The following is a 25,740-nucleotide window of genomic DNA, read 5'->3' on the forward strand; positions in this document are numbered from 1 at the left end:
TATGGTCGATAGTAGGAAGCCGATATAGTCGCGTCAAGGCTCGTCAAAATAGGGATTTCCCGCCCCGCGGCCGAATTGGTGCGACGCGGAAAACCGGCCGTGTCGTGGCTTTCCCGTAGCCGCGGATGCGCGGCGCGAGCGCGGTTTACAATGCCGGTCAGACCGGCCATCGTTCACCTCATGAAAAACGTTCCGCATACCGTGACCGACGCCGCCATCGCGACGATCCGCGACCGGATCGAGGCAGGCGTGTATCCGGTCGGCAGCCTGCTGCCGGCCCAGCGGCAGCTCTCCGAGGAGCTGGAGATCAGTCGCGCGTCGTTGCGCGAGGCGCTGTCGACGCTCGAAGCGCTCGGCATGCTGCGCATTCGCGCCGGCAAGGGCGTGTATGTCGAAAGCGCGCGCGCGACCACCGCCCATGCGTGGCAGTTCGCCGAACAGTCGTCGCCGCCCGACACGTACCAGATGCGCTACGCGCTCGAAGGCTTCGCCGCGCGGATGGCCGCGCGCGTCGTCAGCGACGACGACATCGCGTGGTTCGAAGACAATCTCGCCGATCTGCACGTCGCGCTGACGGAAAACGCGCTCGAGGACGCGTCGCAGCTCGACTTCGAGTTCCACATGCGCATCATCCATCTGGCCGGCAATGCGGCGATCGAATCGGTCCTGCGCAGCAGCGCGGACATCATGAAGGAAAGCCAGCGCATGCCGTTCTACCGGCGCGAGCTGCTGCTGTCGACCTGGCACGAGCATCGCGCGATCGTCGATGCGCTCAGTGCGCGCGACGCGGCCGCCGCCGGCACCGCGATCGAAACGCACATCTCGAATGCTGCGCAGCGCGCGGGCATCTTTTTCCCGACACCGGGCGCGTAAGCGCCGCTACGTCCTCGACGCCGGCGACGGCACGCGATACGCGAGCGCGCACTCGATGAATGCGCGCGCCGCGACGCTGCGATAGGCGCCCTTGCGCGTGAGCAGCGCGGCCGTGCGCGTCGGCAGCGGCGGGTCGACCGGCAGCGCGCACAGCTCGTCGCTGCCGCGCGCGACCGCATCGGGCAGCACGGTCGCGAGCCGCCCGCGTCGCACGAGCTCCAGCACCGCGCTGACCGTGTTCGTCTCGATCGCGATCCGCGGCTGCGCACGATGCTCGACGAAATAGCGGTCGATGCGCTCGCGCGTCGCAAACGCGCGGCTCAGCAGCACCATCGGCTCGCCGCTCAGCTCGGCCGGCGTGAGCGCGCGGCGACGGCGCGCGAGCCGATGCGTGCGCGCGGTCACGAACGCGAGCGATTCGTCCCAGAGCGGCAGCGCGTCGATCTCCGGCGCGCGCGCCGGCACGAACGCGAAGCCCGCGTCGAGACGGTCTTCGACGAGCAGCGACTCCATGCGCGCCTGCGGCATCGCGTCGATCGTCAGAACGACATTCGGATGCGCGGCATGAAATGCGTCGACGAGCGAGCCGCTCAGATAGGCGGCGAAGGTCGGCATCATCGCGAGCCGCAGCGAGCCGGTCGCGAGATCGGCCGCATCGTGCAGCGCACGCGCGCCGGCGTCGAGCGCGTGCAGCGCCGCGCGCGCGTGCTTCGCGTAGACATCGCCGAATTCGGTGAGCCGCACCGTGCGGCCCGAGCGGTCGAACAACGGCACGCCGAGCGTTTCCTCGAGCTGGCGAATCTGCTGCGACAGCGTCGGCTGCGACACATGCAGCGCATCGGCCGCGCGCGTGAAACTGCCCTGCTCGGCGACGGCCAGGAAATAGCGGATGTGACGAAGCAGCATGGCAACTCTGGTATTGGTTTTACCAATGCATCGTATAAGGATCGAGTCTTGGACGCTATGACTCGATTTCCGCATCATACGCACATCCGCTCCGCGCGATGCACTCGCCGCCGCGCCCCGGGGCGGCCCGGCGCAGCTGTGTAGCGCTCGGCCGCTTCGTGTGCGCAATGCGCGAGGTCTGCGGCCTCCGTGGCCGGCCGCCGCATCGGGTGCGCCGCAAGCGGCTCCGACATTCCCCTGACCCGCGCCACCGACGGCCAGCGCCGCCGGCCGGCCGCCGCTTTTTTTGCGACCATGAAACCGTCTTCCGATTCCCATCCGCCGCTGACACGCGGCATGACGTTGCTGTTCGCCTGCGCGTGCGGCATCGTCATCGGCAACATCTACTACGCGCAGCCGCTGCTCGCCGCGATCGCGCACAGTTTCGGCCGCGCACCGGCCGAGCTCGGCTATCTCGTCACGCTGACGCAGATCGGCTACGCGGCGAGCCTGCTGCTGATCGTGCCGCTCGGCGACGCGTTGAACCGCCATACGCTGATCGTGCGGCTACTCGCGCTGAACGTCGTTGCGCTGGTCGGCGTCGCGTTGAGTACGCAGTTTGCGATGTTCGTCGCCGCGAACGTCGCGCTCGGTTTCGTCACGTGCTCGACGCAGCTGCTCGTGCCGTTCGCCGCGTCGCTCGCCGATGCGCGCACGCGCGGCCGCGCGGTCGGCACCGTGATGAGCGGGCTGCTGCTCGGCATCCTGCTTGCGCGCGTCGCCGCGGGCGCGATCGCCGACTGGTTCGGCTGGCGCGCGGTCTACGCGATCGCCGCTGCGATGGTGCTGGCGCTGACGGTCGTGCTGGCCGTGAAGCTGCCGAAGGATCGCCGCGACGCACGACTCGACTATCCGGCGCTGATGAAATCGCTTGCCGCGCTCGTGCGCGCGCAACCGCTGATCGCGCTGCGCTCGGCATACGGCGCGCTCGTGTTCGCGTGCTTCAGCCTGCTGTGGACGGGCCTCACGTTCCTGCTCAGCCAGCCGCCGTACGGCTACAGCGAAGGCCGGATCGGCCTGTTCGGCATCGTCGGCGCGGTGGGCGCGCTCGCGGCGACCTCGGCCGGCAGGCTCGTCGATCGCGGTCACGGCAACGCGGCAACGGGACTCTTCGCGGCCGCCGTGCTCGCCTCGTTCGCGCCGATCGCCGCCGGCGCGCATTCGCTCGCCGCGCTGATCGCGGGCATTCTGCTGCTCGACGTCGGCGTCCAGGGCATGCACATCTCGAATCAGAGCGTGATCTACGCACTCGCCGGCGACGCGCGCAGCCGCGTGACGACGATCTACCTGACGAGCTATTTCGTCGGCGGCGCGCTCGGGTCGTTCGCGGCGAGCGTCGCGTATGGCGTCGACGGATGGCGCGGCGTGTGCGCGGCGGGCGGCGTGCTTGGCGGCGTGCTGGTTGCCGTGTGGCTCGCGTCGCAGCGCGTCGGCGCGCGCGAGGTCGCGCAGTGATGTGATCGGGTGCGGGCGGTGCCGGAAAGGACGGGCCAAGAAGTGCGTCGCATCTGCAGCGAGTGTCGCTTGCAGACTCGAGACCGCCCGTCGTCGCATCAGATGTCAAACGCCAGTTTTGAGGCTTTCAACAGCCGTACGTGAAAACTCGCGACCGTCGCGATGCCATGCGCTCTGTCCACGCAGAACCGCGCTTACGTCGACGAGAACGCGGCAAGCTGAGGCCATTCTCGACGATGACTGACCGCTACGCAGTGTAGGCGTCCAACGACTCCATCGGGACATGCAGTTTGTCGTCTGCCGTCAGCGCTTCCAGCAGATGTTTCACGGTGACCTGCACGCGTGGCGCCACGAGCGCCCGGTGCGGGTACTGCATCACCATCTCGTACGTTCCGGGCAGGTGAAACGGATGGAGGACTATCTTCAACGCCCCCGAACGCAGTCGATCACAGGCAAGATGAACGCCGACCTCGGCGATTCCAACACCGTCGCATGCGGCCCGTACAAGCGCTTCGGGTGCCGACAAAGTCAGCGTCGCCTTGCCTGAGGGGTCGAGAGTCGTGATGCTCTTGTCATCGCCCTTGAAGCTCCACGGCGCGACCTGACCATTCAGGAAGCGACGCGCAATGAGTCGGTGCGCTTGCAACGCATCAGGTGTTTGGGGCACGCCGTGGTTCGCCAGATAGTCGGGAGACGCAACCAGTACCGTATTCAAAGGACAAATCGGGCGCGTGACAAGGGCTGAGTCCGGGATGTTCCCGCCTCTCAGCGCAATGTCGTAGCCGTCTCGGACAATGTCGACGACCCGATCGTCAAAGTCGACCTCGACCGATAGCCTCGGATAACGCGCGAGCAACGCGGGCAGCGCCGGAAGTACGTGGTTGTGCCCGAACGCTGCGCTCGTCGAAATCCGCACGCGTCCGGCTGGCACGGCGCGCTGCGCGGACACCGTATCGATCGCGGCATCCAGCGTTTCGAGTGCGATGCGCGCATGGCGCAGAAACGCCTCCCCCTCTTCGGTGAGCTTGAGCGTTCGCGTCGTGCGATTCATCAAGCGGACGCCCAATGCCTTTTCGAGACCGGCCACGTTCTTGCTCACGGCGGCCGACGTGACGCCCAACTGTCGAGCCGCGGCCGCAAAACTTCCCGCATCGACTGCCTGGACGAACGAAACGATGGCGCGGACGCGCTGCGAAGAATCCACCTTTCCTCCCTGACCCACATCGCGCTTTCATCTTCTCGCGCAGGGCGATTCTAAACTCCTGGTTGAGGGTGGTTCAACCCGATCAGAACTTCTCGTAAAGAGTGACGCTGGCGACAATACCGGGCATCGCCCTACCCAACCCCGCGAGACCTCCATGCTCATTACGATCCTCTATGACAGCGGCTATGGCCACACGGCGAAGCAGGCGCAAGCCGTTGCAGACGGCGTTCGTCGAGTGCCGGGTGCCGAAGCACAGCTGATCGCCGTCGCAGACGGCGAAATGCCGTGGGACAAACTGGCCGCGAGCGACGCGATCATTTTCGGTTCGCCGACCTACAACGGCACTGTCAGTGCACGGCTCAAGAAGGTGATGGAGGACTCGACGCGGCCCGCGTGGATTGCCCAGTCGTGGCGAAACAAGATCGCCGCGGGCTTCACCAATTCGGGTGCCTTGCACGGCGACAAGCTGAATTCCCTCATGACGATGGCGTTGTTTGCCGCGCAGCACGGAATGATCTGGGTCGGACTGGACATCTTTCCGGGCAAGTCGCCGGAAGACAGGAATCGGGTCGGCGGCTGGCTGGGTGCAATGGCGCAATCGGATGACGCATCGCCGGAAGTCACGCCCATCAAGAGCGACATCGATACGGCCGCCCATCTTGGCGAGCGTGTCGCTCAAGTGACCGGCCAGTTCAAATCAGGAGCCGCACGATGAAATTGCTTTGTCTCGACGTCCCGCGCCCGGGCGCCAGCCCGGAAGCCTATCAACCGCATCTTCTCGACGAAGTGCGCCATGCCTGGCGTCTGTACAAAACCGGCTTCGTGCGTGAAATCTCCTTCCGTCAGGATCGTCCGGGCGTCGCGATCATTGCCGAAAGCGATTCGATCGATGCCGCACGGCGGACGCTGGCCGAGTTTCCGCTAGCCGAGGCCGGCATGATCGACTGGGAGATCATTCCCCTCGGCCCGTTCGTCGGTTGGGAGTCGCTTTTCGCATCTCGCGACGCTTGAGCGTTCGGGACGTCTCCCCCGACGTCCCATTCGCGTTGTATTGCCACAGACCTTATGAGGTGAACGTTGGAATATGTCAGTCTTGGTCGATCGGGCCTCAAGGTATCTCGTCTTTGCCTTGGATGCATGAGCTACGGCGAGCCGGCTCGCCTCCCGCAGCCCTGGTCACTCGATGAAGCGGCCTCGCGCCCGTTTTTTCGGCAGGCGCTCGAAGCCGGCATCAACTTCTTCGACACCGCCAATATCTATTCGGGCGGAAGCTCCGAAGAGATTACCGGGCGGGCCCTGAACGACATGGCGCGGCGCGAAGAGATCGTCGTCGCGACCAAGGCCTTCTTTCCCTGGCGCAACGCGCCGAATACCGGGTTTCTCTCGCGCAAGGCACTGCTTCAGTCGATCGACGACAGCCTGCGCCGGCTCGGGATGGATTACGTTGATCTCTACCAGATCCACCGGTTCGATCACGGCACACCCATAGAGGAAACGATGGAGGCGCTGCACGACATCGTGAAGTCGGGCAAGGCCCGCTACATCGGCGCGTCGTCGATGGAGGCATGGCGCTTCGCGAAGATGCAGCATATTGCGGAACGCAACGGATGGACTCGCTTCATCTCCATGCAGCCGCAGTACAACCTGCTCTATAGGGAAGAAGAACGCGAGATGTTGCCCCTTTGCGCCGACCAGGGCGTCGGGGTCATCCCATGGAGTCCCATGGCACGCGGCAGGCTGACGCGCGATTGGAGCGAAACGACGCGTCGCACGCAGAACGACGCCTTTGCGCTGCAAATGTATCGAAACACTGAAATCCAGGACCGGCAGGTGGTCGACGTCGTTGCGCGCATCGCAGAGGCACGCCACGTGCCGCGAGCGCACGTCGCACTGGCGTGGCTACTGTCGAAGCCCGCGATCACCGCGCCGATCATCGGGGCAACGAAGCCCGAGCATCTGGCCACCGCTATCGGCGCGCTCGACTTCTCGCTGACGCCGGACGAAATCGCCGCGCTCGAGGCACCGTATGTCCCGCATCCTGTCGACGGCATCGTGCCGCCGCTTCCCGAGGATCCGCCGACGATCTCATCGCCGCGGAACTGAGGTCAGCAAGCCGCGACGCAAGAAAACAGCGGTATCGCGCGAGCACGACGTGACGCTCTTGCGTGAACATCGAATGCCAAACGAGATATGAACAGTCGGTTCATCGAATGCCGCCGCACTATTCGCTTCTTGCTCGTAGCGATGTGTGCGGCACTACCGTTGGGTCAGCACGGAAGCGCCCATGCTCAGGAGTCGAAAATGTTGGTTCGAATCTCCGAAATCGAGGTATTCAGCCAGCGCCTCGAAGAATATCAGCGCATCCTGAACGAGGAGGCCGCAGCATCGATGCGCGTCGAGCCGGGCGTATTGTGCATTTTTCCGATGGCACAAAAGGACAGTCCGACGCACATCAGGATTCTGGAAATTTACGCCAGCCGCGAAGCCTACGACGCACACATCCAGTCGCCGCATTTCCAGAAGTACAAGGGTTCGACTTTGGAGATGGTGAAGTCGCTGCGACTTGTCGACATGGCGTCACTGGATGCAGACGCGATGCCGCTGATCTTCAAGAAAACGGAGGCGCGGCCGTAACGAACGCCGGATCGCCATGAAAAACGATACAGATTCGCTTGCGCAGAAGCTGCCTCGGCCGCGGCACTTGCGTCTCTATCAGTTCAGGCTCAGCGGCTACCGTTGACGATTTGGCGGAACAGCGAACGCATTTTTCCGGAATGGTTCATCGCCGCTCCGCACGGCGAGCAGGCCTCGGGAGTCGACAGAAAAATATGCAAGTGGCCCGCGCGCTGCGTTTTCACACCGAACAAAGAAGCCCGGCCGGAAAACCGGACCGGGCTTGCATGACACACACGCCGCCGCGCAACGGCGGCGCGCGACGCGATACTTACTTCGCGTTTGCGAACGCGACTGCCGTATCGAGCATGCGGTTCGAGAAACCCCACTCGTTGTCGTACCAGCTCGAGACCTTCACGAGGCGGCCCGACACCTTCGTCAGCGTCGCGTCGAACGTCGACGAAGCCGGGTTGTGGTTGAAGTCGACCGACACGAGCGGCGCGTCGTTGTAGCCGAGGATGCCCTTCAGTGCGCCTTCCGATGCTTCCTTCATGATCGCGTTCACTTCCTCGACCGTCGTGTCGCGCTTCGCGATGAACGACAGATCGACGATCGACACGTTGATCGTCGGGACGCGGATCGCGTAGCCGTCGAGCTTGCCGTTCAGTTCCGGCAGCACGAGGCCGACCGCCGAGGCCGCACCCGTCTTCGTCGGGATCTGGCTGTGCGTGGCCGAACGCGCGCGGCGCAGGTCTTCGTGATAGACGTCGGTCAGCACCTGGTCGTTCGTGTAGGCGTGGATCGTCGTCATCAGGCCGGTTTCGAGGCCGATCTTGTCGTTCAGCGGCTTGACGAGCGGCGCGAGGCAGTTCGTCGTGCACGATGCGTTCGAGATCACCGTGTGCTCGGCCTTCAGCACGTTGTGGTTCACGCCGTAGACGATCGTCGCGTCGACGTCCTTGCCGCCCGGCGCCGAGATGATCACCTTCTTCGCGCCGCCCTTCAGGTGCGCGCTCGCCTTTTCCTTCGACGTGAAGAAGCCCGTGCACTCCATCACGACGTCGACGCCGAGCTCGCCCCACGGCAGTTCGGCCGGATTGCGGTTCGCGAGCACGCGGATCTTGTCGCCGTTCACGACGAGGTAGTCGCCGTCGACCGACACTTCGCCCGGGAACTTGCCGTGCGCGGTGTCGTACTGCGTCAGGTGCGCGTTCGTCTTCGCATCGCCGAGGTCGTTGATCGCGACGATCTCGAGATCGTGCTTCTTGCCGTTTTCATAAAACGCGCGCAGCGTGTTGCGGCCGATGCGGCCGTAGCCGTTGATTGCGACGCGAATCGTCATGGTCTATCTCCTGATGGCTGAAAAAATTCGTTTCGTGCAGCTTCACGTGCGACGCGCGCGAGGGGCGGCGCGCGTCGCGAATGTTTTGATTGCTCAGGCGAGCACGGCCTTCACGGTGTCGACGACGTGGTCGACGGTGAAGCCGAAATACTTGAACAGCACGCCGGCCGGTGCCGATTCGCCGAACGTGTCGATCCCGACGACGCCGCCTTCGAGGCCGACGTACTTGCGCCAGAAATCGGTCACGCCCGCTTCGATCGCGACGCGACGCACGCCGTGCGGCAGCACGCGTTCCTTGTATTCGGCATCCTGGCGGTCGAACACGGTGGTCGCCGGCATCGACACGACGCGCGCGGCGATCCCCTGCTGCGCGAGCGGCTCGACGGCCTTCATCGCCAGTTCGACCTCGGAGCCCGTCGCGATCAGGATGATCTTGCGCGCGACGACTTCCTCGTCCCAGTCCTTCAGCACGTAGCCGCCCTTCTCGATGTTCGCGATCTGCGCGTCGGTGCGCGGATTGAACGCGAGGTTCTGGCGGCTGAAGATCAGCGCCGACGGACGGTGGGCGGCGACCGCGCGCGTCCATGCGACGGCGGTTTCGACCGTATCGGCCGGACGCCACACGTCGAGGTGCGGAATCAGGCGCAGGCTCGACACGTGCTCGACCGACTGGTGCGTCGGGCCGTCTTCGCCGAGGCCGATCGAATCGTGCGTGAACACGAAGATCGACGGCACCTTCATCAGCGCAGCCACGCGCAGCGCGTTGCGGCTGTAGTCGGAGAACGTCAGGAACGTGCCGCCGAACGGCTTGTGGCCGCCGTGCAGCGCGAGGCCGTTGATCGCGGCGCTCATGCCGAACTCGCGCACGCCGTAGTTGATGTGGTTGCCGAGCAGCACGCCCGCGCCTTCCGGATTCGCGCGCACGGCCTTCGAGGCCTTCCAGTTCGTCAGGTTCGAACCGGTCAGGTCGGCCGAGCCGCCGAGCAGCTCCGGCAGCACCGCGGCCAGCCCTTCGATCGCCTGCTGCGATGCCTTGCGCGTCGCCACCGTCTCGGCGCGCTCGTTCGCGCCCGCGACGATCGCCTTCGCCTTCTCGGCCCAGTCGGCCGGCAGCTGGTTCGCCATGCGGCGCTCGAATTCGGCCGCTTCCTGCGGATACTTCGCGCGATACTGCGCGAATGCGTCGTTCCACGCCGCTTCGGCGCGCTTGCCGGCTTCCTTCGCGTCCCATGCCGCATAGACTTCCTGCGGAATCACGAACGGCTCCCACTTCCAGCCGAGCGCTTCGCGCGTCTTCGCGATTTCTTCCGCGCCGAGCGCCGCGCCGTGCACGTCGTGGCCGCCCGCCTTCGTCGCCGCGCCCTTGCCGATCACCGTCTTGCAGCAGATCAGCGTCGGCTTGTCCGACTGCTTCGCCTTCGCGATCGCCGCGTCGACCGCGTCGACGTCATGGCCGTTCACGTTCGCGATCACGTTCCAGCCGTACGCTTCGAAGCGCTTCGGCGTGTCGTCGTGGAACCAGTTGACGACGTCGCCGTCGATCGAGATGCCGTTGTCGTCGTACAGCGCGATCAGCTTGTTCAGCTTCAGCGTGCCGGCGAGCGAGCAGGCCTCGTGCGAGATGCCTTCCATCAGGCAGCCGTCGCCGAGGAACACATACGTGTAGTGATCGACGATCTTCGCGTCCGGACGGTTGAACTCGTCGGCCATCAGCGCTTCGCCGAGCGCCATGCCGACCGCGTTCGCGAGACCCTGGCCGAGCGGGCCGGTGGTCGTCTCGACGCCCGGCGTGATGCCGTATTCGGGGTGGCCCGGCGTCTTCGAGTGCAGTTGGCGGAAGTTCTTCAGCTCTTCGATCGGCAGATCGTAGCCGGTCAGGTGCAGCAGCGAGTACAGCAGCATCGAGCCGTGACCGTTCGACAGCACGAAACGGTCGCGATCCGCCCAGTGCGGGTTCGTCGGGTTGTGCTTCAGGTGGCGCGACCAGAGCGCCACGCCGATTTCGGCCATGCCCATCGGCATGCCCGGGTGACCGGAGTTCGCTTGCTGGACGGCGTCCATCGCGAGCGCACGGATCGCGTTGGCCATCAGGGTGGTGGAGGCGGGAGACGAAGTCGTCATGTCGAGTCCGGAGAACGAGTCGAGAAAACGGGAGCACGGCGGCATCCGGAAGCTCACGCATCGACCGTTCCCGGCGCGCAGTGCGGCGCCTGACGGACGCGAAGCGGACGGAGCCTACGGACGGGGCTGCGAAGCTCGTCATTTTAACAGATGGGCCGGGATTTCCCCGGCGCATCGGCTTGTTCCGGCACGGTTTTCCGCGAAAGCGCGCGCCTCCTATAATTCAGGCGTTGGAACTGCCCGCCTCGCGCGGCCCGCCCGTGAGCACGACCCTCCTCTTTCATCCGACGCCCGACGCCACCTACGGCTTTCCGAATGCGCGCCGCCTGGCGCGCGTCGCGTCCGCGCACCAGCAGATCGAAGTCTGGGAAACCGCGCAGCTCGGCCGGCTGTTCACGCTCGACGGGCGGCCGATGACGTCCGTCGGCGACGAATACGTCTACCACGAGTGCATGACGCATCCGGCCGCGCTCGCGCACCCGGCGCCGAAAAAGGCGCTCGTGCTCGGCGGCGGAGACGGCGGCGCCGCGCGCCAGCTGCTCAAGCACGCATGCATCGAACGGATCGTCGTCGCCGAGCTCGACGACGAAGTCGTCGGCATGGCGCGCCGCTATCTCGACGACGTCCATCAGGGCGCGCTCGACGATCCGCGCGTCGAACTCGTGATCGGCGATGCCGCGCATTTCGTCGAATCGACGGTCGAGCATTTCGATCTCGTCGTGTTCGATCTGACGCCGCCCGATTCGCCGGCCGCCGGCCTCTACACGCGCGCATTCTACGCACGGCTCAAGCGCATCCTGACGCCGCGCGGCGCGGTGTCGATGCATCTCGGCTCGCCGCTCTTCCATGCAACGCGGATCGCCGCGCTGCTCGAGGACCTGCGCGCGAGCTTCGCCGTCGTCGATCCGCTCTCCGCGCACGTGCCGCTGTACGGCTCGCAATGGCTGATGGCGATCGCGAGCGACACGCTCGACGCGGCCGCGCTGTTCGCGCACGACATCGACGAACGGCTCGCCGCGCGCCGCATCGACGGCCTGCGCTACTACGATGCGCGGCTGCATGCGGCCCTTTTTGCGCTGCCGCGCGCGCTGCGCGATACACTGGGCGCTCGCCGCTGAGCGTACGCTTCGCACGCGCGTGCCGTGCTCGCCGCTTCGCGCGATGCGCGAACGCGCGCAGCGAACCGGCGCACGCTCGCGCCGCCTCCCCCCGAACGACAGGAGATTGCTTGATGACCGATCCACGTCCGGCCGACGTGCCTTGGTTGACGCCTTACCTGACCGTGCGCAATGCGCGCGCGTCGATCGATTTCTTCCAGGCCGCATTCGGCTTCGCGCTGCGCGACGTGCTCGACGAGGACGGCGCGATCATGCACGTCGAGATGGTCTATCGCGGTCAGCTGATCGTGATGTTCGCGCCCGAAGGCGCGTTCGGCTCGACCGCGCGCACGCCGAAAAGCGCGAACGCGATCGCGCCGCAGTCGTTCTATCTGTACGTCGACGACGTCGATGCGACGTGGCAGCGCGCGCTCGACGCGGGCGCGAAATCGCTGACCGCGCCGCAGGACCAGTTCTGGGGCGACCGGTTCGCGCAGATCGAGGATCTCGACGGCTACCGCTGGGCGCTCGCGCGCCGGCTCGAAGCATGAGCGAAGCCAGCACCACCGCGGCCGTGCCGCGCTTTTTCGTCGACACCGCGTTGCGCGCGGACGCGACGCTCACACTGCCCGCCGACGTCGCGCGCCACGCGCAGGTGCTGCGGCTGCAGCCGGGCGATCCGCTCGCGCTGTTCGACGGCACGGGCGGCCAGTATCGCGCGCGGCTCGTCGAGATCGACAAGCGCAGTGCGCTCGCGCAAATCGACGCCTTCGATCCGGCCGAAGCCGAGCCGCCGTACCGCGTGACGCTCGCGCAGGGCATCGCGGGCGGCGACAAGATGGACTGGGTGATCGAGAAGGCAGTGGAACTCGGCGTCGCGGCCGTCGTGCCGCTGTCGACGGCCCGCGGCGTCGTGAAGCTGTCCGGCGAGCGCGCGGAAAAGCGCGTCGCGCACTGGCGCGGCGTCGTGCGCGCGTCGTGCGAACAGTGCGGCCGCAACCGCGTGCCGGACGTCGCCGCGGTGCGCGCATTCGCCGCATGGCTCGACGGCCTGCCGCCGGCGCCTGCCGACGGCGAGCTGCGGCTGCTGCTGTCGCCGCGTGCGAGCATCCCGTTCGCGTCGCTGCCCGACGCGCCGCCCGCGGCACCGGTCACGCTGCTGATCGGGCCGGAAGGCGGCCTCTCGCCGGACGAGGAAGCGGCCGCGCGGGCACGCGGCTTCACGGCGCTGTCGCTCGGCCCGCGCGTGCTGCGCACCGAGACGGCCGGCGCGGCCGTCCTGGCCGCCCTCGCCGCGCGCTGGGGCGGCTGGTAACGCTGCGGCGCGCAGCGCGCGAGCGCCGGATGCGAAAAAGCCCGCTGACGCGGGCTTTTCTGCAGATGCCGGCGGATACCGGCAGATAACGGGCGGTTCGCCGCTTATGCGAACGAATAGAACACGCGGAACGCAACCTTGCGCTCGGCCCAGAACTCGGCGGCCTCGCGGAAGACGTCGAGCAGCGTTTCGCGCCCTTCCTTGTCGAATTTCTGTGCGATCGGCAGCCCTTCGAGCACGATCACGAAGCCCGGCTGCGCGCCGGCCTTCGCGACGAGGTCCGTCAGACAGTCGTACAGCGCGTCGTAATTCTTGCCGAAGTGCTTCGGAAACAGGAACGACGTCGCGATCGTCTCCATCACTTCCTGCTTCGACTGCGCGGCGCCGCAATACGCATAGAGGAAATGCTGGCCGAGCCGGGCGGCTTCGTCGGCGAGATCCTGAACGCGAAATGCGCGGATCGACTGCACGAGATTGGGTCGCACGGTCGTGAAAAGGCTCATAGGCTCCTCGTTCGATGAAAGCCCCGGATCGGCAGATTCCTGTTGGACCGGCGCGGCGCCGGCCTGTGCCGTCGCGCGCAGTTGCATGACGCGCTGAAACAGATTGCCGTCGCCGGCCGCGAACAGTTCCGCCGCCGCCGTATCGTGCGCGTAGATGGAGTCGCTCATGCCGTTCATCCCGAAGTCATTCAACAATACGTTTAAAACTGTTGTAGTGGTCGTCCGTGTAATAACAGTTGTCGATCCGCCGCAATGGCCCGCCGCAGACGATCCGGCGCGCGCCGCGATTGCGCGCGCGCGGCGTCGGCACCGTGTACTCGTGGTAGTAGCCGCGCTTCGCCTTCGGCAGGATCCGCTCACGGTTGCCGAACACGATGCCGTCTTTCTCGTACGGATAGGGACCGCCGGCAGCAATCAGGCCGAGCGTGGTCACGGCCTCGCGCGGCAGACGGGCGGTCGGGATCGTATCGAACCCGCCGGCGGCCACATCGGCCGAAACGGTCTGCCGTGCGTAGGCGGCGGAAACCAGACTGCCCGTCGGCGTGCCGACGATACCCATCGCGAACATCGCGAAGACGGACGCGAGCGCGCCGTTGCGGAGCCACTTGCGTGCCATGAACCGGGGTTCCCGCTGTTAAATCAAATAGTTGAACGACCAGCAAAGGCGTTAGCGTAGCGCTATTGTCCGCCCGAATCAATGTTCGTTTGGGAATCGAAAGCGCGCCTTCCTGTCGAATCGCGTATTTTTTACCGAATATTCGTCATTTTTATCTTACATAGGATAAAATAAGCGCGGCATCTCCTGCGCGGCGAGTCCTGCCTCCTTGCCGCGCTCACCGTCGAGGGTAGGGAGATGCTGATGTTGACTGCGGGACGTGCGCTTGCACGATGCCCGGCGGCGTGCCCATTGCGGGCACGCCTTTTTTTCGATTGTTGACGTTTTCGCCTGCCGCGCGGCACCGGTCTGCCCGGCACCGCGCGCGTGCGCTCAGCGCGCGGCGTTCACATCGGCGACGAGCAGCGCCGCCATGTTCACGATCCGGCGCACGGTCGCCGATTCGGTCAGCACGTGCACCGGCTGCGCGGCGCCGAGCAGGATCGGGCCGATCGCGATGTTGTTGCCGGCTGCCGTCTTCAGCAGGTTGTACGCGATGTTCGCTGCGTCGATGTTCGGCAGCACCAGCAGGTTCGCGTCGCCTTCGAGCGTCGATTCCGGCAGGATTTCCTTGCGCAGCGCCGCGTCGAGCGCGACATCGCCGTGCATTTCGCCGTCGACCGTCAGCTCCGGCGCACGTTCCTTCAGGATCGCGAGCGTATCGCGCATCTTCTGCGCGGACGGCGCGTTGCTCGTGCCGAAGTTCGAGTGCGACAGCAGCGCGACCTTCGGCTCGATGCCGAAGCGGCGCACTTCTTCCGCTGCCATGATCGTGATCTCGGCGAGCTGCTCGGGCGTCGGGTCGACGTTCACGTGCGTATCGACGAGGAAGATCTGGCGGCCGGGCAGCACGAGGCCGTTCATCGCCGCGTAGACGCTGCAGCCGGGCCGCTTGCCGATCACCTGGTCGATGAAGTGCAGATGACGGTGCGTCGTGCTGATCGTGCCGCAGATCATCCCGTCCGCCTCGCCCTTCTTCACGAGCATCGAGCCGATCAGCGTCGTGCGGCGGCGCATTTCGACGCGCGCGAGCTGTTCGCTGATGCCCTTGCGCGCCATCATCTTGTAGTACGTCTGCCAGAAGTCGCGGTAGCGCTCGTCGTGCTCGGTGTTCACGACCGTGAAGTCGGTGCCCGGCGTCAGACGCAGGCCGTAGCGCTGGATGCGGTGCTCGATCACGGCCGGGCGGCCGATCAGGATCGGTTTCGCGAGTTTTTCGTCGACGATGATCTGCACGGCACGCAACACGCGCTCTTCTTCGCCTTCCGCGAACACGACGCGCTTCTTCTCTTCCGGGGCCGCACGCGCGATCTGGAAGATCGGCTTCATCGTCGTACCGCTGTGATAGACGAACTGCTGCAGATGCTGCTTGTACGCTTCCATGTCCTCGATCGGACGCGTCGCGACGCCGCCGTCCATCGCGGCCTGCGCGACGGCCGGCGCGATCTTCACGATCAGGCGCGGATCGAACGGCTTCGGAATCAGGTATTCGGGCCCGAACGACAGATCCTGGATGCCGTACGCGGTCGCGACGATGTCGCTCTGCTCCTGCTGCGCGAGTTCCGCGATCGCGTTGACGGCCGCGATCTCCATTTCCCGCGTGATCGTCGTCGCGCCGACGTCGAGCGCGCCGCGGAAGATGAACGGGAAGCACAGCACGTTGTTGACCTGGTTCGGATAGTCGGTGCGGCCCGTCGCGAGCACGGCGTCGGGGCGCACTTCGAGCGCGACTTCCGGCAGGATTTCCGGCGTCGGGTTCGCGAGCGCGAGAATCAGCGGGCGCTCGGCCATCCCCTTCACCATCTCCTGCTTCAGCACGCCGGCAGCCGACAGGCCGAGGAAGATGTCCGCGCCGTCGATCACTTCCGCGAGCGTGCGCGCGTCGGTTTCGCGCGCGAAGCGCTCCTTGTCCGGATCCATCAGCTCGGTACGGCCCTTGTAGACGACGCCGGCGAGGTCGGTCACCGTGATGTTCTCGATCGGCAGGCCGATGTCGACGAGCAGATCGAGACACGCGAGTGCGGCGGCGCCGGCGCCCGACGCGACGAGCTTGACCTTCTTGATGTCCTTGCCGACGACCTTCAGCCCGTTCGTGACGGCGGCCGCCACGACGATCGCGGTGCCGTGCTGGTCGTCGTGGAACACCGGAATCTTCATGCGCTTGCGCGCTTCGCGCTCGACGATGAAGCAGTCGGGCGCCTTGATGTCCTCGAGGTTGATGCCGCCGAAGGTCGGCTCGAGCGCGGCGATCACGTCGACCAGCTTGTGCGGATCGGACTCGTTCAGCTCGATGTCGAACACGTCGATGCCGGCGAACTTCTTGAACAGCACGGCCTTGCCTTCCATCACCGGCTTCGACGCGAGCGGGCCGATGTTGCCGAGCCCGAGCACCGCGGTGCCGTTGGTGACGACGCCGACCAGGTTGCTGCGCGCGGTGAAGCGCGCGGCATTCAGCGGATTCTCGACGATCTCCTCGCATGCGAACGCAACGCCCGGCGAATACGCGAGCGCAAGGTCGCGCTGGTTGATCATCTGCTTGGTCGGGGCGATGGCGACTTTGCCCGGCGTCGGAAATTCGTGGTAATCGAGGGCGGCTTCGCGGAGCTTGGCTTTGGAGGAGGCTTGGGTGGACATGTGTCTCGTGACGTGCGGATTAGAATGACTGTTCGACGGCATTGTAGCGCCAATCGACCGCCCTCTGACCGTCGATTCGGGTGCAACAGCCGCGACAAAAATGTACTGAACGGTGCAGGAACCGCTGCCGTTCGCCCCGTACAATGCCGTTCCTTCAACCGCTTCGGGTCCATTCGCCGTGCCAGACGCCCTGTCCGAGTTTTCGCTGATCGATCGCTTCTTCGCGCGCCGCGCGGCCCGCGGCGCACGCGCGTCGACGCTCGGCATCGGCGACGATTGCGCGCTGATCGCGCCGCGTTCCGGCAAGTTGCTGGCCATTTCGACGGACATGCTCGTCGAGGGCCGGCACTTCTTCCCGGACGTCGCGCCCGAGGCGCTCGGCCACAAGACGCTCGCCGTCAATTTGTCGGACCTGGCCGCGATGGGCGCCGAGCCGCGCGCGTTCACGCTCGCGTGCGCGCTGCCGCGCGCCGATGCCGCATGGCTCGAGGCCTTCAGCAACGGGCTGTTCGCGCTCGCCGAGCGCCACGGCTGCGAGCTGATCGGCGGCGACACGACGAGCGGGCCGTTGAATCTGTGCGTGACCGTGTTCGGCGAAGTCGCGCCCGACGCCGCGCTGCGCCGCGACGCCGCGCGCGACGGCGACGACGTCTGGGTGTCGGGCACGCTCGGTGACGCACGCGCCGGGCTCGGTGTCGCGCGCGGCGAATGGACGGCCGGCGCCGACGCGGCGGCCGCGTTCCGGCAGGCGCTCGAGCGGCCCGAGCCGCGCGTCGCGCTCGGCGTCGCGCTCGCCGGCGTCGCGCACGCGGCGCTCGACATTTCGGACGGCCTCGCCGGCGATCTGCAGCACATCCTGACGCGCTCGAACGTATGCGCCGACATCGACGCCGACGCGGTGCCGCGCTCGGCCGCGCTGGCGACGCTGCCGGCCGACGTGCAGCGTCGCTGCACGCTCGCGGGCGGCGACGACTACGAGCTCTGCTTCACGGCGCCCGCGTCCGCCCGCGCGGCGGTCGCGGCGGCCGGCGCCAAGGCGGGCGTCGCGGTCACGCGTATCGGTACAATACGCGCGTTGTCCGCACCGTCGGCGCGCCCCGCGATCGCGTGGCACGACGCCGCCGGCGCGCCTCTCGCCCTCACGTTGCACGGCTTCGACCATTTCCATGCAGACTGATCCGACGCCCGCGCCGCAAGCCGCGCCCGACACCGGCACGGCGCCCCGCGCGCCGCAGCGCGCGAGCGCGCGCTTCATGCTGTCGCATCCCGCGCACATCGTGTCGCTCGGCTTCGGCAGCGGTCTCGCGCCGTTCATGCCCGGCACGTTCGGCTCGCTGTTCGGCTGGCTCACGTTCGTCGCGCTGAACCGCTATCTGACCGTGCCCGAATGGTGGGTGCTGATCGCGCTCGCGTTCGTCGCGGGCATCGCGATTACGGGCTTCACGGCGCGCAGAATGGGCGTCGGCGATCCGGGCGCCGTCGTCTGGGACGAGATCGTCGCGATCTGGCTCGTGATGCTGTTCGTCACGCCGGCGACGTTCGTCGGCCAGCTCTGGGCGTTCGTCGTGTTCCGCTTCTTCGACATGGTGAAGCCGCCGCCGATCCGCCATTTCGACCGTCGCCTGAGCGGCGGGCTCGGCATCATGGTCGACGATCTGGTCGCCGCGTTCATGACGCTGCTCGTGATCGCGCTGTGGCGCTCGCTCGTCGGCTGACCGATTACCGACTTCCGTTTCCAGACGCGCATGCCTACCGATTCCGTCGTCCATCAGCTTGCGATCCGCGCAGGCAACAAGCTGCGTGACGAGCACCTGATGCTCGCCACCGCCGAATCCTGCACCGGCGGCCTGATCGCCGCGGCCATCACCGACATCTCCGGCAGCAGCCAGTGGTTCGAGCGCGGCTTCGTCACGTATTCGAATCAGGCCAAAAGCGAGATGATCGGCGTGCCGCCCGATCTGATCGAGAAGCACGGCGCGGTCAGCGAGCCCGTCGCGCGCGCGATGGCCGAAGGCGCGCTGCGCAACAGCCGCGCGCAGGTCGCGCTGTCCGTCACCGGCATTGCGGGCCCCGCAGGCGGCAGCGAGAAAAAGCCGGTCGGCACCGTGTCGTTCGCATGGAGCAACCGGCTCCATACCGACGTCGAAACGCTCGTATTCAAGGGCGATCGCGAGCAGATCCGCACGCAGGCGGCCGCGCATGCGCTGCGCGGGCTGCTGAAGCTGCTCGACGAACGCGAAGGCTGACGCGCGCGCGGCCGTGCGCCGCTGCGCGCGTGCCGCTTACTGGATCGCGTCGGGCTTCACGACGATCCAGTTGCGATCGGCCGTCACCGGCAGGCCGAGCGCCTTCTGCTTCGCGGCCGATTCGTCGGACCATGCGCGGATCTGCGCCATCTGCTTGTCCTTCTTGTCGACCCAGACGCGCACGCCGCCGCGCGCGACGTCGGTCGCGTTCAGCAGCATGTAGCCGTCGGACGCGGGCGTGTCGCCCGCGACGAGCACCGGCTTCTTCCACTGGTCGATCCAGCCGACGATCGAACCGAGCTTGCCCTCGTACCACGTCATGGGGTTCATCAGGAACGGCGTGATCACGAGATTGCGGTTCGCGGCTTCGTCGTACTTGCCGGCCTTGATCTGCAGCCGCGACGTCGTCAGCGCGCCGGTCGCCGGATTGCGCAGCAGCGTCGTCACGCCGATCACGTTCTCGGGCTTCACGTTGTAGCCGTACTTCGGGTCGGACAGCACGAGCCGCGCGAGCTCTTCGTGCGCGGCCGTCATGACGTACACCTCGATGCCGTTCTCGCGCAGCGCGTTGTAGAGCTCCTGCATCCCGCGGAAGAAGCGCGGCGGGTTCGCCGTACCGTCGACGACCTTGTCGCCCTGCCAGTAGCGGATCGGGATCGGCTTGCCGTCGGCGAGCATCGCGTCGATGTGGCGCTTCAGGTCGGCGAGCGACAGCCCCGCGAACGCCTGCGCGATCCACGGGTAGCAGACGAGATCGTCGATCTCGCAGAGCCGGTAGTAGTAGCTCGTCAGCGATTCCTTGTAGTCGGCGGAATCCTTGAACGGAATCAGCTTCAGCGATGCGTCGAGCGTGTCGCGCGTCAGCACGCCGCGATGCTCGAGGTACGGCAACAGCGACTCCTCGAGGTCGTAGCGGTACGTCGTGTTGTCGGCATCGAATACCGCGTAGTCGCCGCGATGCGCGTGCGCGGCGATCATCGCGTTCAGCGCCTTCGCGCTGTCGGCCGGCCAGTGTGCGAGATCGGCCGCATGCGCGAACGTCATGCAGAGCGACGCGGCAAGCGCGGTCAGAAGTCGTCGATACAGCTTCGGCATGGCGTCGCTCCTTTTCTTGACATTGTGATGACGGATCGATGACAAGCGGCAGCATCGCGCGATTGCAGCGCGTGCATGCAGTGCGGAAACGACGGGAAGTTGTCCGCGCGCGCCACTGCGGCGCGGCGGGGACGACACGGTAGCGCCGCGTCCGAGGCGGCGCCCGCATGCGCGGGCGCACGGTCGGGTCGCCCGCGCGTGCGGGCGCCCGGCTGCATCAGCGATACGCGTTGATCGCGTCGCGCGTCTTCTGCGCGGCGAGCGCCGCGGCTTCGGCGAAATCGTCGCCGCTGCTCGCGTAGAGGATCGCGCGCGACGAGTTGATCATCATGCCGGTACCGTCGGCCGTACGGCCCGCGTTCACCGTCGCCTGCACGTCGCCGCCCTGTGCGCCGATGCCGGGAATCAGCAGCGGCATGTCGCCGACGATCCCGCGCACGATCTCGATCTCCTTCGGGAACGTCGCGCCGACGACGAGGCCGAGCTGCCCGCTCTTCGCGTTCCACCGGTTCGCCGCGAGATCGGCGACGACCTGGTAGAGCGGCCGGCCGTCGGTGTCGAGGAACTGCAGGTCGGAGCCGCCCGGATTCGACGTGCGGCACAGCACGATCACGCCCTTGCCTTCGTGTTCGAAATACGGCTCGACCGAATCGAAGCCCATGTACGGGTTCACGGTCACGGCGTCCGCGCGGTAGCGCTCGAATGCCTCGCGCGCGTACTGCTCGGCCGTGCTGCCGATGTCGCCGCGCTTCGCGTCGAGAATCACGGGCAGGCCGGGATGCTGCAGATGGATGTGCGCGATCAGGCGCTCGAGCTGATCCTCCGCGCGATGCGCGGCGAAGTACGCGATCTGCGGCTTGAATGCGCTCGCGTACGGCGCGGTCGCATCGACGATCTGCCGGCAGAATTCGAAGATCGCATCGGGCTGGCCGTCGAACTGCGCGGGAAAGCGCGACGGCTCGGGATCGAGGCCGACGCACAGCAGCGAATTCGTGCGTTGCCACGCGGCGCGCAGCGAATCGATGAAAGTAAGCGGGGAAGACATGGGCGGATACTCGCGGCAAACCGTTGGTAGACCGCGTATTTTACCCGCGTCGCCGACCGCCCTCGCGCGCGACGGCGCCGGTGCGCGCGTCGCTGCGTGCGACGCTGAACGCGAAGCGCCGCGTCAGCCGCTCGCCGGGCGCGAGCAGCGTCATCCCGTGCGCCGTCGCGCCGCCCGGCAGATTCACCGCATTGATCGGATGATCGACCGGTTCGAAGCAGAAGAAATCCGCGCCGGGCGGCGTGTAGAGCACATACGCGTCGGCATCGGCCGCGACCGTCAGCGTGATGCCGCGACGCGGCCAGCTCACCGTCGCATGGCCGCCCCAGCCCGTGAACGCGTGATTGACGAGCGTCGCCGGCAGCGGATAGGCGACGCCGAACTGCCACGCGGGCGGCACGCTCACGTGCCGCACCGGCAGAAAATCGGCGCCGGACAGCCACAGGCCGCCGGCCGCGGCCGCCAGTTCGGTCGCGTCGTCGCGCACGATGAACGGATGCACGCCGAGCCCGAACGGCAGCCGCGTGCGGCCCGCGTTCTCGATCGTCAGCGCGATCGTCAGCGTCGCGTCGTCGAGCTCGAACGACTGGACCGCGCGGAACGCGTACGGCGCACCGTTGCGGCGGTCGAGCGACAGCCGCAGCGACGTGTCGGTCGCATCGTCGACCTGCCAGCACGCAAGCCAGCCGTCGCCATGAATCGGCAGCGGCTCGTCGAGCCGGTTGCGCGGCACCGCGATGCTGCGTCCGTCGCATTCGAAGCGCGCGCCGCCGATCCGGTTCGAGTACGGCAGCAGCGGATAGCAGGCGAGTTCGTTCGGGTCCGTCGCGGTTTCCGGTTGCGCGCAGCGGCGAAACACCGGCACGAGCGCGCCGTCGTCGCGCCGCCAGTCGAAGCGCGCGAGCCCGCCGCCGAGATGCGGCAGCACGTCGACCCGCAGCGCCGCATTCGACAGCGTGACGGCCGCCGCATGCGCGGCGCCGACGCCGCGCGCGAACACGGCGGTCTGCGGGCCGGCGCTGACCGGCTGCGCGGCGGCCGCGAGACGCGCGCGGCGCGACTGGCTGGTGGACGACGATGCGCGCGAGGACGTGGCGGTCATGATCAGCTCCTTTCGTTCGTCGATGAAACGATGCGCTCGATGGGCGGCCGCTACGCGGGCCGCGCGACGGTCAGGCCCACCCGCCGTCGACGATCACGTCCTGCGCGGTGATCATCCGGCTGTCGTCGGCCGCGAGGAACAGCGCCATGCGCGCGAGATCGGCCGGCAGCAGCTCCGCATCGAGGCACTGGCCGGCCTTGATCGCCGCGCGGCCCGCGTCGTCGAGCCAGAGCCGGCGCTGCTTGTCGGTCATCACCCAGCCGGGCACCAGCGAATTCACGCGGATCCCGAACGGGCCGAGATCGCGCGCGAGCCCGCGCGTGAGACCCTGCACGGCCGCCTTCGCCATCACGTACACCGGATAGCCGCCGTTCTTCAGCATCCAGCTGATCGAGCCGAGGTTGATGATCGAGCCGCCGCCGAGCCGCTTCATGTCGTCGATCACGGCCTGCGCGGCGAAGAACTGGTGCCGCAGGTTCACGGCGATGCCGGCGTCGAACGACGCGGGCGTCACGTCGGCGATCGCATGCCGCACGTCGTTCGCCGCATTGTTCACGAGCACCGCGATCGCGCCGATCTGCGTGCGGATCGTGTCGATCGCGCGACGCAGCGCCTCGATGTCGGTCAGGTCGCACGGCACGAACAGCGGCGCGTGACGTGCGCCGCCGAGACGATCGGCGAGCGCGCGGCCCGCGTCCGCATCGAGGTCGACGAACGCGACGCGCGCGCCCTGCTGCGCGAAGTGCTCGACGAACGACGCGCCGATGCCGGTCGCACCGCCGGTGATCAGCACCGCGCGATCGACGAGGCTCGGATAGTGCGCATAGTTCGCATGCGCGTCGCGCGCGGAAGAATCGGTGGTCATGCAGCGTCTCCGTGTAGGCGGCTCAGTCGCGTGCGCCGCGGTTCTTCAGCTGGTCGAGCAGCACGGCCGCCAGCAGGATCGCGCCGCGCACGAGGTACTGATAGAACGCGTCGATGTTCAGCAGGTTCATCACGTTCTCGACGGTGCCCATGATCAGCACGCCGATCACGACGCCCGAGATCGTCGCGCGGCCGCCCATCAGCGACACGCCGCCGAGCACGCACGCCGAGATCACGTTCAGCTCGAAGCCCTGCGCGGCGTTCGGCTGGCCCGACGTGATCCGCGATGCGAGGATCACGCCCGCGAGTGCGGTCACCGCGCCCTGGATCAGGAAGATGTAGACGCGCGTGCGTTCGACGTTGATCCCGGCGAGCCGCGACGCTTCCGGATTGCCGCCGATCGCGAGCGTGTTGCGGCCGTACACGGTCTGGTTCAGCAGCACGCCGAACACGATGAAGCACAGCAGCGTGACCCAGATCGGCAGCGACACGCCGAACAGCGTGAGCCCGCCGAGCGCGATGAAGGTATCAGACGACACGCCGACCGCCTGCCCCTTCGACACGATGAAGCCGAGCCCGCGCACGATCTCCATCGTCGCGAGCGTCGTGATCAGCGCGTTGATGCGCAGGTAGGCGATCACCGCGCCGTTGACGAAGCCGATCGCGGCGCCGGCCGCGACCGCCGCGACGATCGCGACGAACGTGTTGTCGGTCGCGTTGAGCACCATCGCGCAGAGCACGCCCGAGAACGCGACGGTCGAGCCGATCGACAGGTCGAAGTCGCGCGACGCGAGACAGAACATCATCGTGCACGCGACCATCCCGATCTGCGAGATCGACAGCGCGAGGCCGAGCATGTTGTCGATCGAGAAGAAGTGATCGACCGTCAGCGACATCGTGATGAACATCACCGCGAAGATCGCGATCAGGCTGTACTCGGTGAGCTGCTGCCACCATTTCTGGCGATCGCTCTGCTGCGGCACCAGCGCGTCGGCCGACGGCTTCACGGCTGCGCTGGCGAGGTTTTCGTTGACTTGCATGGTTGTGTCTCCTGCTCCTGCATCGCGCGGCCCTGCGCCGCGCGCTATCGATTCGAATCCGGTGCCCGGCGGCGTCACGCCGCCTGCACCGCGCTCGCCTGCGGCAGCGCGAGGCTCAGCACCGCGTGCTCGTTCGCCTGCGCGCGCGGCAGCTCGCCCGCGATGCGGCCTTCGCGCATCACGACGATGCGGTCGGACACGCCGAGCACTTCCGGCAGCTCCGACGACACCATCACGATCGCGCAGCCGCGTTCCGCGAGCCGATAGATCACGTCGTAGATCTCGTGCTTCGCGCCGACGTCGATGCCGCGCGTCGGCTCGTCGAGGATCACGACCTTCAGGTCGGGCTCGGCGAGCCAGCGCGAGAGGATCGCCTTCTGCTGGTTGCCGCCCGACAGGAAGCGGATCTTCTGCCGGCGGTTCGGCGTCTTGATCTTCAGCCGCTGGATGAAGCGGTCGGCCGTGTCGTTCTCGGTCTTGCGATCGATGAAGAGCCCGGCGCGCAGCGAATGGCGGCGGCAGCTGATGTTGATGTTCTCCGCGACCGAGGCCATCGCGATGATCCCTTCTTCCTTGCGGTCTTCCGGGCACAGCACGATCCCGTGACGGATCGCGTCGCCCGTGCGCTTCACGTCGATGCGCTTGCCGTCGAGCGTCAGCGCGCCCGCGCGGCGGCGGTCGGCGCCGTACACGAGCCGCATCAGTTCGCTGCGGCCCGCGCCGACGAGCCCGAAGAAGCCGACGATCTCGCCCGCACGCACCGAGAAGCTCGCCGGCTCGCGCAGCGCGGGGCCCTCGATGCCTTCGGCCGAGAACCGCACGTCGCCGAGCGCGCGCGGCGCGTAGTGATAGATGTCCGAGATCTCGCGCCCGACCATCTCGGCGACGAGCCGCTCGCGCGGCACGTCGGCAAGCGATGCGTGCGATGCGATCTTGCGGCCGTCGCGGAAGATCGTGCAGGCGTCGCACAGCCGGTAGATCTCGTCCATGCGGTGCGAGATGTAGATCAGCGCGCGGCCCTGCGCGCGCAGGTCGTCGACGAGCTTGAACAGCACTTCGGTCTCGCGATGCGACAGCGAACTCGTCGGCTCGTCGAGCGCGATCACGCGCGCGTTGCGCATTAGCGCCTTGCAGATCTCGACCATCTGCCGCTGCGCGATCGACAGCCGCCCGAGCTTCGCGGCCGGATCGAGATCGACGCCCATCGCGGCGAGCCGCTCGCGCACGTAGCGCTTCGCGTCGCCCTTGCGCACCCAGCCGAACGCGTTCGGCAGGCGGCCGAGCAGCAGGTTCTCCGCGACCGTCAGGTCGGGCACGTACTGCAGCTCCTGGTGAATCACCGCGATGCCGGCCGCGATCGATGCGGCCGCATTCGGAAAATGCACGGGCCGGCCGTCGACCAGCACGCTGCCCGCGTCGGGCTGATATTCGCCGCCGAGAATCTTCAGCAGCGTCGACTTGCCCGCGCCGTTCTCGCCCATCAGGCCGTGCACCTCGCCGGCGTGCACGTCGAACGAGATGCCGTCGAGCGCGCGTACGCCGGGAAATACCTTGCCGATATTGTCAAAACGCAGTGCCGCTGACACGTCGC

At 67.0% G+C, this 25,740-nt stretch carries 25 protein-coding genes; 12 read left to right on the top strand and 13 right to left on the bottom strand.

Features of this window, described 5'->3' with window-relative positions:
* Positions 1–150 precede the first annotated feature (150 nt).
* On the top strand, positions 151–873 hold the full coding sequence (locus ACSHSS_RS01900) for a FadR/GntR family transcriptional regulator (protein WP_006407575.1): 723 nt from the start codon (positions 151–153) through the stop codon (positions 871–873).
* Between the two features lie 6 nt (positions 874–879).
* On the opposite strand, the gene cynR is transcribed toward ACSHSS_RS01900, so the two are convergent.
* Positions 880–1,779, bottom strand: coding sequence for a transcriptional regulator CynR (gene cynR / locus ACSHSS_RS01905; RefSeq protein ID WP_445544504.1), 900 nt, complete (start codon positions 1,777–1,779; stop codon positions 880–882).
* Positions 1,780–2,073: 294 nt separating this feature from the next.
* Here cynR and ACSHSS_RS01910 point away from each other — a divergent pair, with 294 nt between their 5' ends.
* Positions 2,074–3,273 carry an MFS transporter gene (locus ACSHSS_RS01910; protein ID WP_059786090.1) on the top strand — a complete coding sequence of 400 codons (1,200 nt, stop codon included), beginning with the start codon at positions 2,074–2,076 and terminating at the stop codon, positions 3,271–3,273.
* Positions 3,274–3,520: 247 nt separating this feature from the next.
* On the opposite strand, the gene ACSHSS_RS01915 is transcribed toward ACSHSS_RS01910, so the two are convergent.
* Positions 3,521–4,477: a LysR substrate-binding domain-containing protein gene (locus ACSHSS_RS01915; protein WP_445544505.1), complete on the bottom strand. Its 957-nt coding sequence runs from the start codon at positions 4,475–4,477 to the stop codon at positions 3,521–3,523.
* 154 nt (positions 4,478–4,631) lie between these two features.
* Here ACSHSS_RS01915 and ACSHSS_RS01920 point away from each other — a divergent pair, with 154 nt between their 5' ends.
* From ACSHSS_RS01920 to ACSHSS_RS01935, 4 genes are all read left to right on the top strand, one after another.
* On the top strand, positions 4,632–5,192 hold the full coding sequence (locus ACSHSS_RS01920; protein ID WP_445544506.1) for a flavodoxin family protein: 561 nt from the start codon (positions 4,632–4,634) through the stop codon (positions 5,190–5,192).
* A complete protein-coding gene (locus ACSHSS_RS01925) occupies positions 5,189–5,488 on the top strand; it encodes a hypothetical protein (protein WP_035949302.1) in 300 nt (99 codons plus the stop codon). Before ACSHSS_RS01920 ends, ACSHSS_RS01925 begins: the two co-directional genes overlap by 4 nt.
* Positions 5,489–5,554: 66 nt before the next feature.
* A complete protein-coding gene (locus tag ACSHSS_RS01930; RefSeq protein WP_035949300.1) occupies positions 5,555–6,580 on the top strand; it encodes an aldo/keto reductase in 1,026 nt (341 codons plus the stop codon).
* Between the two features lie 198 nt (positions 6,581–6,778).
* Positions 6,779–7,111: a putative quinol monooxygenase gene (locus ACSHSS_RS01935; RefSeq protein ID WP_060139730.1), complete on the top strand. Its 333-nt coding sequence runs from the start codon at positions 6,779–6,781 to the stop codon at positions 7,109–7,111.
* A gap of 310 nt (positions 7,112–7,421) precedes the next feature.
* Here the strand turns inward: ACSHSS_RS01935 and gap are convergent, their stop codons facing one another.
* Both gap and tkt read right to left on the bottom strand, forming a co-directional pair.
* On the bottom strand, positions 7,422–8,432 hold the full coding sequence (gene gap, locus ACSHSS_RS01940; RefSeq protein ID WP_006407578.1) for a type I glyceraldehyde-3-phosphate dehydrogenase: 1,011 nt from the start codon (positions 8,430–8,432) through the stop codon (positions 7,422–7,424).
* A gap of 93 nt (positions 8,433–8,525) precedes the next feature.
* A complete protein-coding gene (gene tkt / locus ACSHSS_RS01945; RefSeq protein WP_445544507.1) occupies positions 8,526–10,598 on the bottom strand; it encodes a transketolase in 2,073 nt (690 codons plus the stop codon).
* 215 nt (positions 10,599–10,813) lie between these two features.
* Between tkt and speE the strand changes: the two genes are divergently transcribed.
* The 3 genes from speE to ACSHSS_RS01960 all read left to right on the top strand — a co-directional run bounded on the left by speE (position 10,814) and on the right by ACSHSS_RS01960 (position 12,965).
* Positions 10,814–11,671, top strand: a complete 858-nt coding sequence (speE, locus tag ACSHSS_RS01950; RefSeq protein ID WP_217088893.1) for a polyamine aminopropyltransferase — start codon at positions 10,814–10,816, stop codon at positions 11,669–11,671.
* A gap of 113 nt (positions 11,672–11,784) precedes the next feature.
* Positions 11,785–12,201 (top strand): VOC family protein, encoded by a 417-nt coding sequence (locus ACSHSS_RS01955; protein WP_006400362.1) that lies wholly within the window; start codon positions 11,785–11,787, stop codon positions 12,199–12,201.
* Positions 12,198–12,965 carry a 16S rRNA (uracil(1498)-N(3))-methyltransferase gene (locus ACSHSS_RS01960; RefSeq protein WP_039224412.1) on the top strand — a complete coding sequence of 256 codons (768 nt, stop codon included), beginning with the start codon at positions 12,198–12,200 and terminating at the stop codon, positions 12,963–12,965. Before ACSHSS_RS01955 ends, ACSHSS_RS01960 begins: the two co-directional genes overlap by 4 nt.
* 104 nt (positions 12,966–13,069) lie before the next feature.
* Here ACSHSS_RS01960 and ACSHSS_RS01965 read toward each other — a convergent pair whose 3' ends face one another.
* The 3 genes from ACSHSS_RS01965 to ACSHSS_RS01975 form a co-directional block, all read right to left on the bottom strand.
* Positions 13,070–13,636 carry a barstar family protein gene (locus ACSHSS_RS01965; protein WP_012214136.1) on the bottom strand — a complete coding sequence of 189 codons (567 nt, stop codon included), beginning with the start codon at positions 13,634–13,636 and terminating at the stop codon, positions 13,070–13,072.
* Between the two features lie 16 nt (positions 13,637–13,652).
* Positions 13,653–14,084 (bottom strand): ribonuclease domain-containing protein, encoded by a 432-nt coding sequence (locus tag ACSHSS_RS01970; protein ID WP_006414674.1) that lies wholly within the window; start codon positions 14,082–14,084, stop codon positions 13,653–13,655.
* 372 nt (positions 14,085–14,456) lie between these two features.
* The gene (locus ACSHSS_RS01975; RefSeq protein WP_039224410.1) at positions 14,457–16,799 is read right to left on the bottom strand and encodes an NADP-dependent malic enzyme; all 2,343 of its coding nucleotides are present in this window, start codon (positions 16,797–16,799) and stop codon (positions 14,457–14,459) included.
* A 136-nt stretch (positions 16,800–16,935) separates the two neighbouring features.
* Between ACSHSS_RS01975 and thiL the strand changes: the two genes are divergently transcribed.
* The 3 genes from thiL to ACSHSS_RS01990 are packed head-to-tail and all read left to right on the top strand — an operon-like array spanning position 16,936 to position 19,003.
* Positions 16,936–17,934: a thiamine-phosphate kinase gene (gene thiL / locus ACSHSS_RS01980; protein WP_445544508.1), complete on the top strand. Its 999-nt coding sequence runs from the start codon at positions 16,936–16,938 to the stop codon at positions 17,932–17,934.
* Positions 17,924–18,472 carry a phosphatidylglycerophosphatase A family protein gene (locus ACSHSS_RS01985; protein WP_035949293.1) on the top strand — a complete coding sequence of 183 codons (549 nt, stop codon included), beginning with the start codon at positions 17,924–17,926 and terminating at the stop codon, positions 18,470–18,472. Before thiL ends, ACSHSS_RS01985 begins: the two co-directional genes overlap by 11 nt.
* A 30-nt stretch (positions 18,473–18,502) precedes the next feature.
* On the top strand, positions 18,503–19,003 hold the full coding sequence (locus ACSHSS_RS01990; protein WP_006400369.1) for a CinA family protein: 501 nt from the start codon (positions 18,503–18,505) through the stop codon (positions 19,001–19,003).
* A gap of 36 nt (positions 19,004–19,039) precedes the next feature.
* On the opposite strand, the gene ACSHSS_RS01995 is transcribed toward ACSHSS_RS01990, so the two are convergent.
* The 6 genes from ACSHSS_RS01995 to araG all read right to left on the bottom strand — a co-directional run bounded on the left by ACSHSS_RS01995 (position 19,040) and on the right by araG (position 25,735).
* The gene (locus ACSHSS_RS01995; RefSeq protein WP_006415688.1) at positions 19,040–20,098 is read right to left on the bottom strand and encodes a hypothetical protein; all 1,059 of its coding nucleotides are present in this window, start codon (positions 20,096–20,098) and stop codon (positions 19,040–19,042) included.
* 217 nt (positions 20,099–20,315) lie between these two features.
* Complete coding sequence (pyrF, locus tag ACSHSS_RS02000; protein WP_006400372.1) at positions 20,316–21,143, bottom strand: orotidine-5'-phosphate decarboxylase; 828 nt, start codon at positions 21,141–21,143, stop codon at positions 20,316–20,318.
* 40 nt (positions 21,144–21,183) lie between these two features.
* Positions 21,184–22,245, bottom strand: coding sequence for an aldose 1-epimerase (locus ACSHSS_RS02005; RefSeq protein WP_105841347.1), 1,062 nt, complete (start codon positions 22,243–22,245; stop codon positions 21,184–21,186).
* Positions 22,246–22,315: 70 nt separating this feature from the next.
* Positions 22,316–23,110: an SDR family NAD(P)-dependent oxidoreductase gene (locus tag ACSHSS_RS02010; protein WP_006400374.1), complete on the bottom strand. Its 795-nt coding sequence runs from the start codon at positions 23,108–23,110 to the stop codon at positions 22,316–22,318.
* 22 nt (positions 23,111–23,132) lie between these two features.
* Positions 23,133–24,149, bottom strand: coding sequence for an L-arabinose ABC transporter permease AraH (gene araH / locus ACSHSS_RS02015; RefSeq protein ID WP_006400375.1), 1,017 nt, complete (start codon positions 24,147–24,149; stop codon positions 23,133–23,135).
* Positions 24,150–24,223: 74 nt separating this feature from the next.
* Positions 24,224–25,735, bottom strand: a complete 1,512-nt coding sequence (gene araG / locus ACSHSS_RS02020) for an L-arabinose ABC transporter ATP-binding protein AraG (RefSeq protein ID WP_006407595.1) — start codon at positions 25,733–25,735, stop codon at positions 24,224–24,226.
* Positions 25,736–25,740 lie beyond the last annotated feature (5 nt).

It is taken from the genome of Burkholderia sp. BC1, assembly GCF_052683555.1.

Bases quoted from the DNA above. Each gene is read 5' to 3' on its own strand.
- gap (WP_006407578.1), bottom strand. From the start codon at position 8,432: ATGACGATTCGCGTCGCAATCAACGGCTACGGCCGCATCGGCCGCAAC.
- araH (WP_006400375.1), bottom strand. From the start codon at position 24,149: ATGCAAGTCAACGAAAACCTCGCCAGCGCAGCCGTGAAGCCGTCGGCC.
- ACSHSS_RS01900 (WP_006407575.1), top strand. From the start codon at position 151: ATGCCGGTCAGACCGGCCATCGTTCACCTCATGAAAAACGTTCCGCAT.
- cynR (WP_445544504.1), bottom strand. From the start codon at position 1,779: ATGCTGCTTCGTCACATCCGCTATTTCCTGGCCGTCGCCGAGCAGGGC.
- ACSHSS_RS01975 (WP_039224410.1), bottom strand. From the start codon at position 16,799: ATGCCGTCGAACAGTCATTCTAATCCGCACGTCACGAGACACATGTCC.
- ACSHSS_RS01920 (WP_445544506.1), top strand. From the start codon at position 4,632: ATGCTCATTACGATCCTCTATGACAGCGGCTATGGCCACACGGCGAAG.
- ACSHSS_RS01965 (WP_012214136.1), bottom strand. From the start codon at position 13,636: ATGAGCGACTCCATCTACGCGCACGATACGGCGGCGGCGGAACTGTTC.
- ACSHSS_RS01935 (WP_060139730.1), top strand. From the start codon at position 6,779: ATGTTGGTTCGAATCTCCGAAATCGAGGTATTCAGCCAGCGCCTCGAA.
- ACSHSS_RS02010 (WP_006400374.1), bottom strand. From the start codon at position 23,110: ATGACCACCGATTCTTCCGCGCGCGACGCGCATGCGAACTATGCGCAC.
- ACSHSS_RS01990 (WP_006400369.1), top strand. From the start codon at position 18,503: ATGCCTACCGATTCCGTCGTCCATCAGCTTGCGATCCGCGCAGGCAAC.
- ACSHSS_RS01985 (WP_035949293.1), top strand. From the start codon at position 17,924: ATGCAGACTGATCCGACGCCCGCGCCGCAAGCCGCGCCCGACACCGGC.
- pyrF (WP_006400372.1), bottom strand. From the start codon at position 21,143: ATGTCTTCCCCGCTTACTTTCATCGATTCGCTGCGCGCCGCGTGGCAA.
- ACSHSS_RS01925 (WP_035949302.1), top strand. From the start codon at position 5,189: ATGAAATTGCTTTGTCTCGACGTCCCGCGCCCGGGCGCCAGCCCGGAA.
- ACSHSS_RS01910 (WP_059786090.1), top strand. From the start codon at position 2,074: ATGAAACCGTCTTCCGATTCCCATCCGCCGCTGACACGCGGCATGACG.
- ACSHSS_RS01960 (WP_039224412.1), top strand. From the start codon at position 12,198: ATGAGCGAAGCCAGCACCACCGCGGCCGTGCCGCGCTTTTTCGTCGAC.
- tkt (WP_445544507.1), bottom strand. From the start codon at position 10,598: ATGCCGCCGTGCTCCCGTTTTCTCGACTCGTTCTCCGGACTCGACATG.
- ACSHSS_RS01970 (WP_006414674.1), bottom strand. From the start codon at position 14,084: ATGGCACGCAAGTGGCTCCGCAACGGCGCGCTCGCGTCCGTCTTCGCG.
- ACSHSS_RS01955 (WP_006400362.1), top strand. From the start codon at position 11,785: ATGACCGATCCACGTCCGGCCGACGTGCCTTGGTTGACGCCTTACCTG.
- ACSHSS_RS01995 (WP_006415688.1), bottom strand. From the start codon at position 20,098: ATGCCGAAGCTGTATCGACGACTTCTGACCGCGCTTGCCGCGTCGCTC.
- ACSHSS_RS02005 (WP_105841347.1), bottom strand. From the start codon at position 22,245: ATGACCGCCACGTCCTCGCGCGCATCGTCGTCCACCAGCCAGTCGCGC.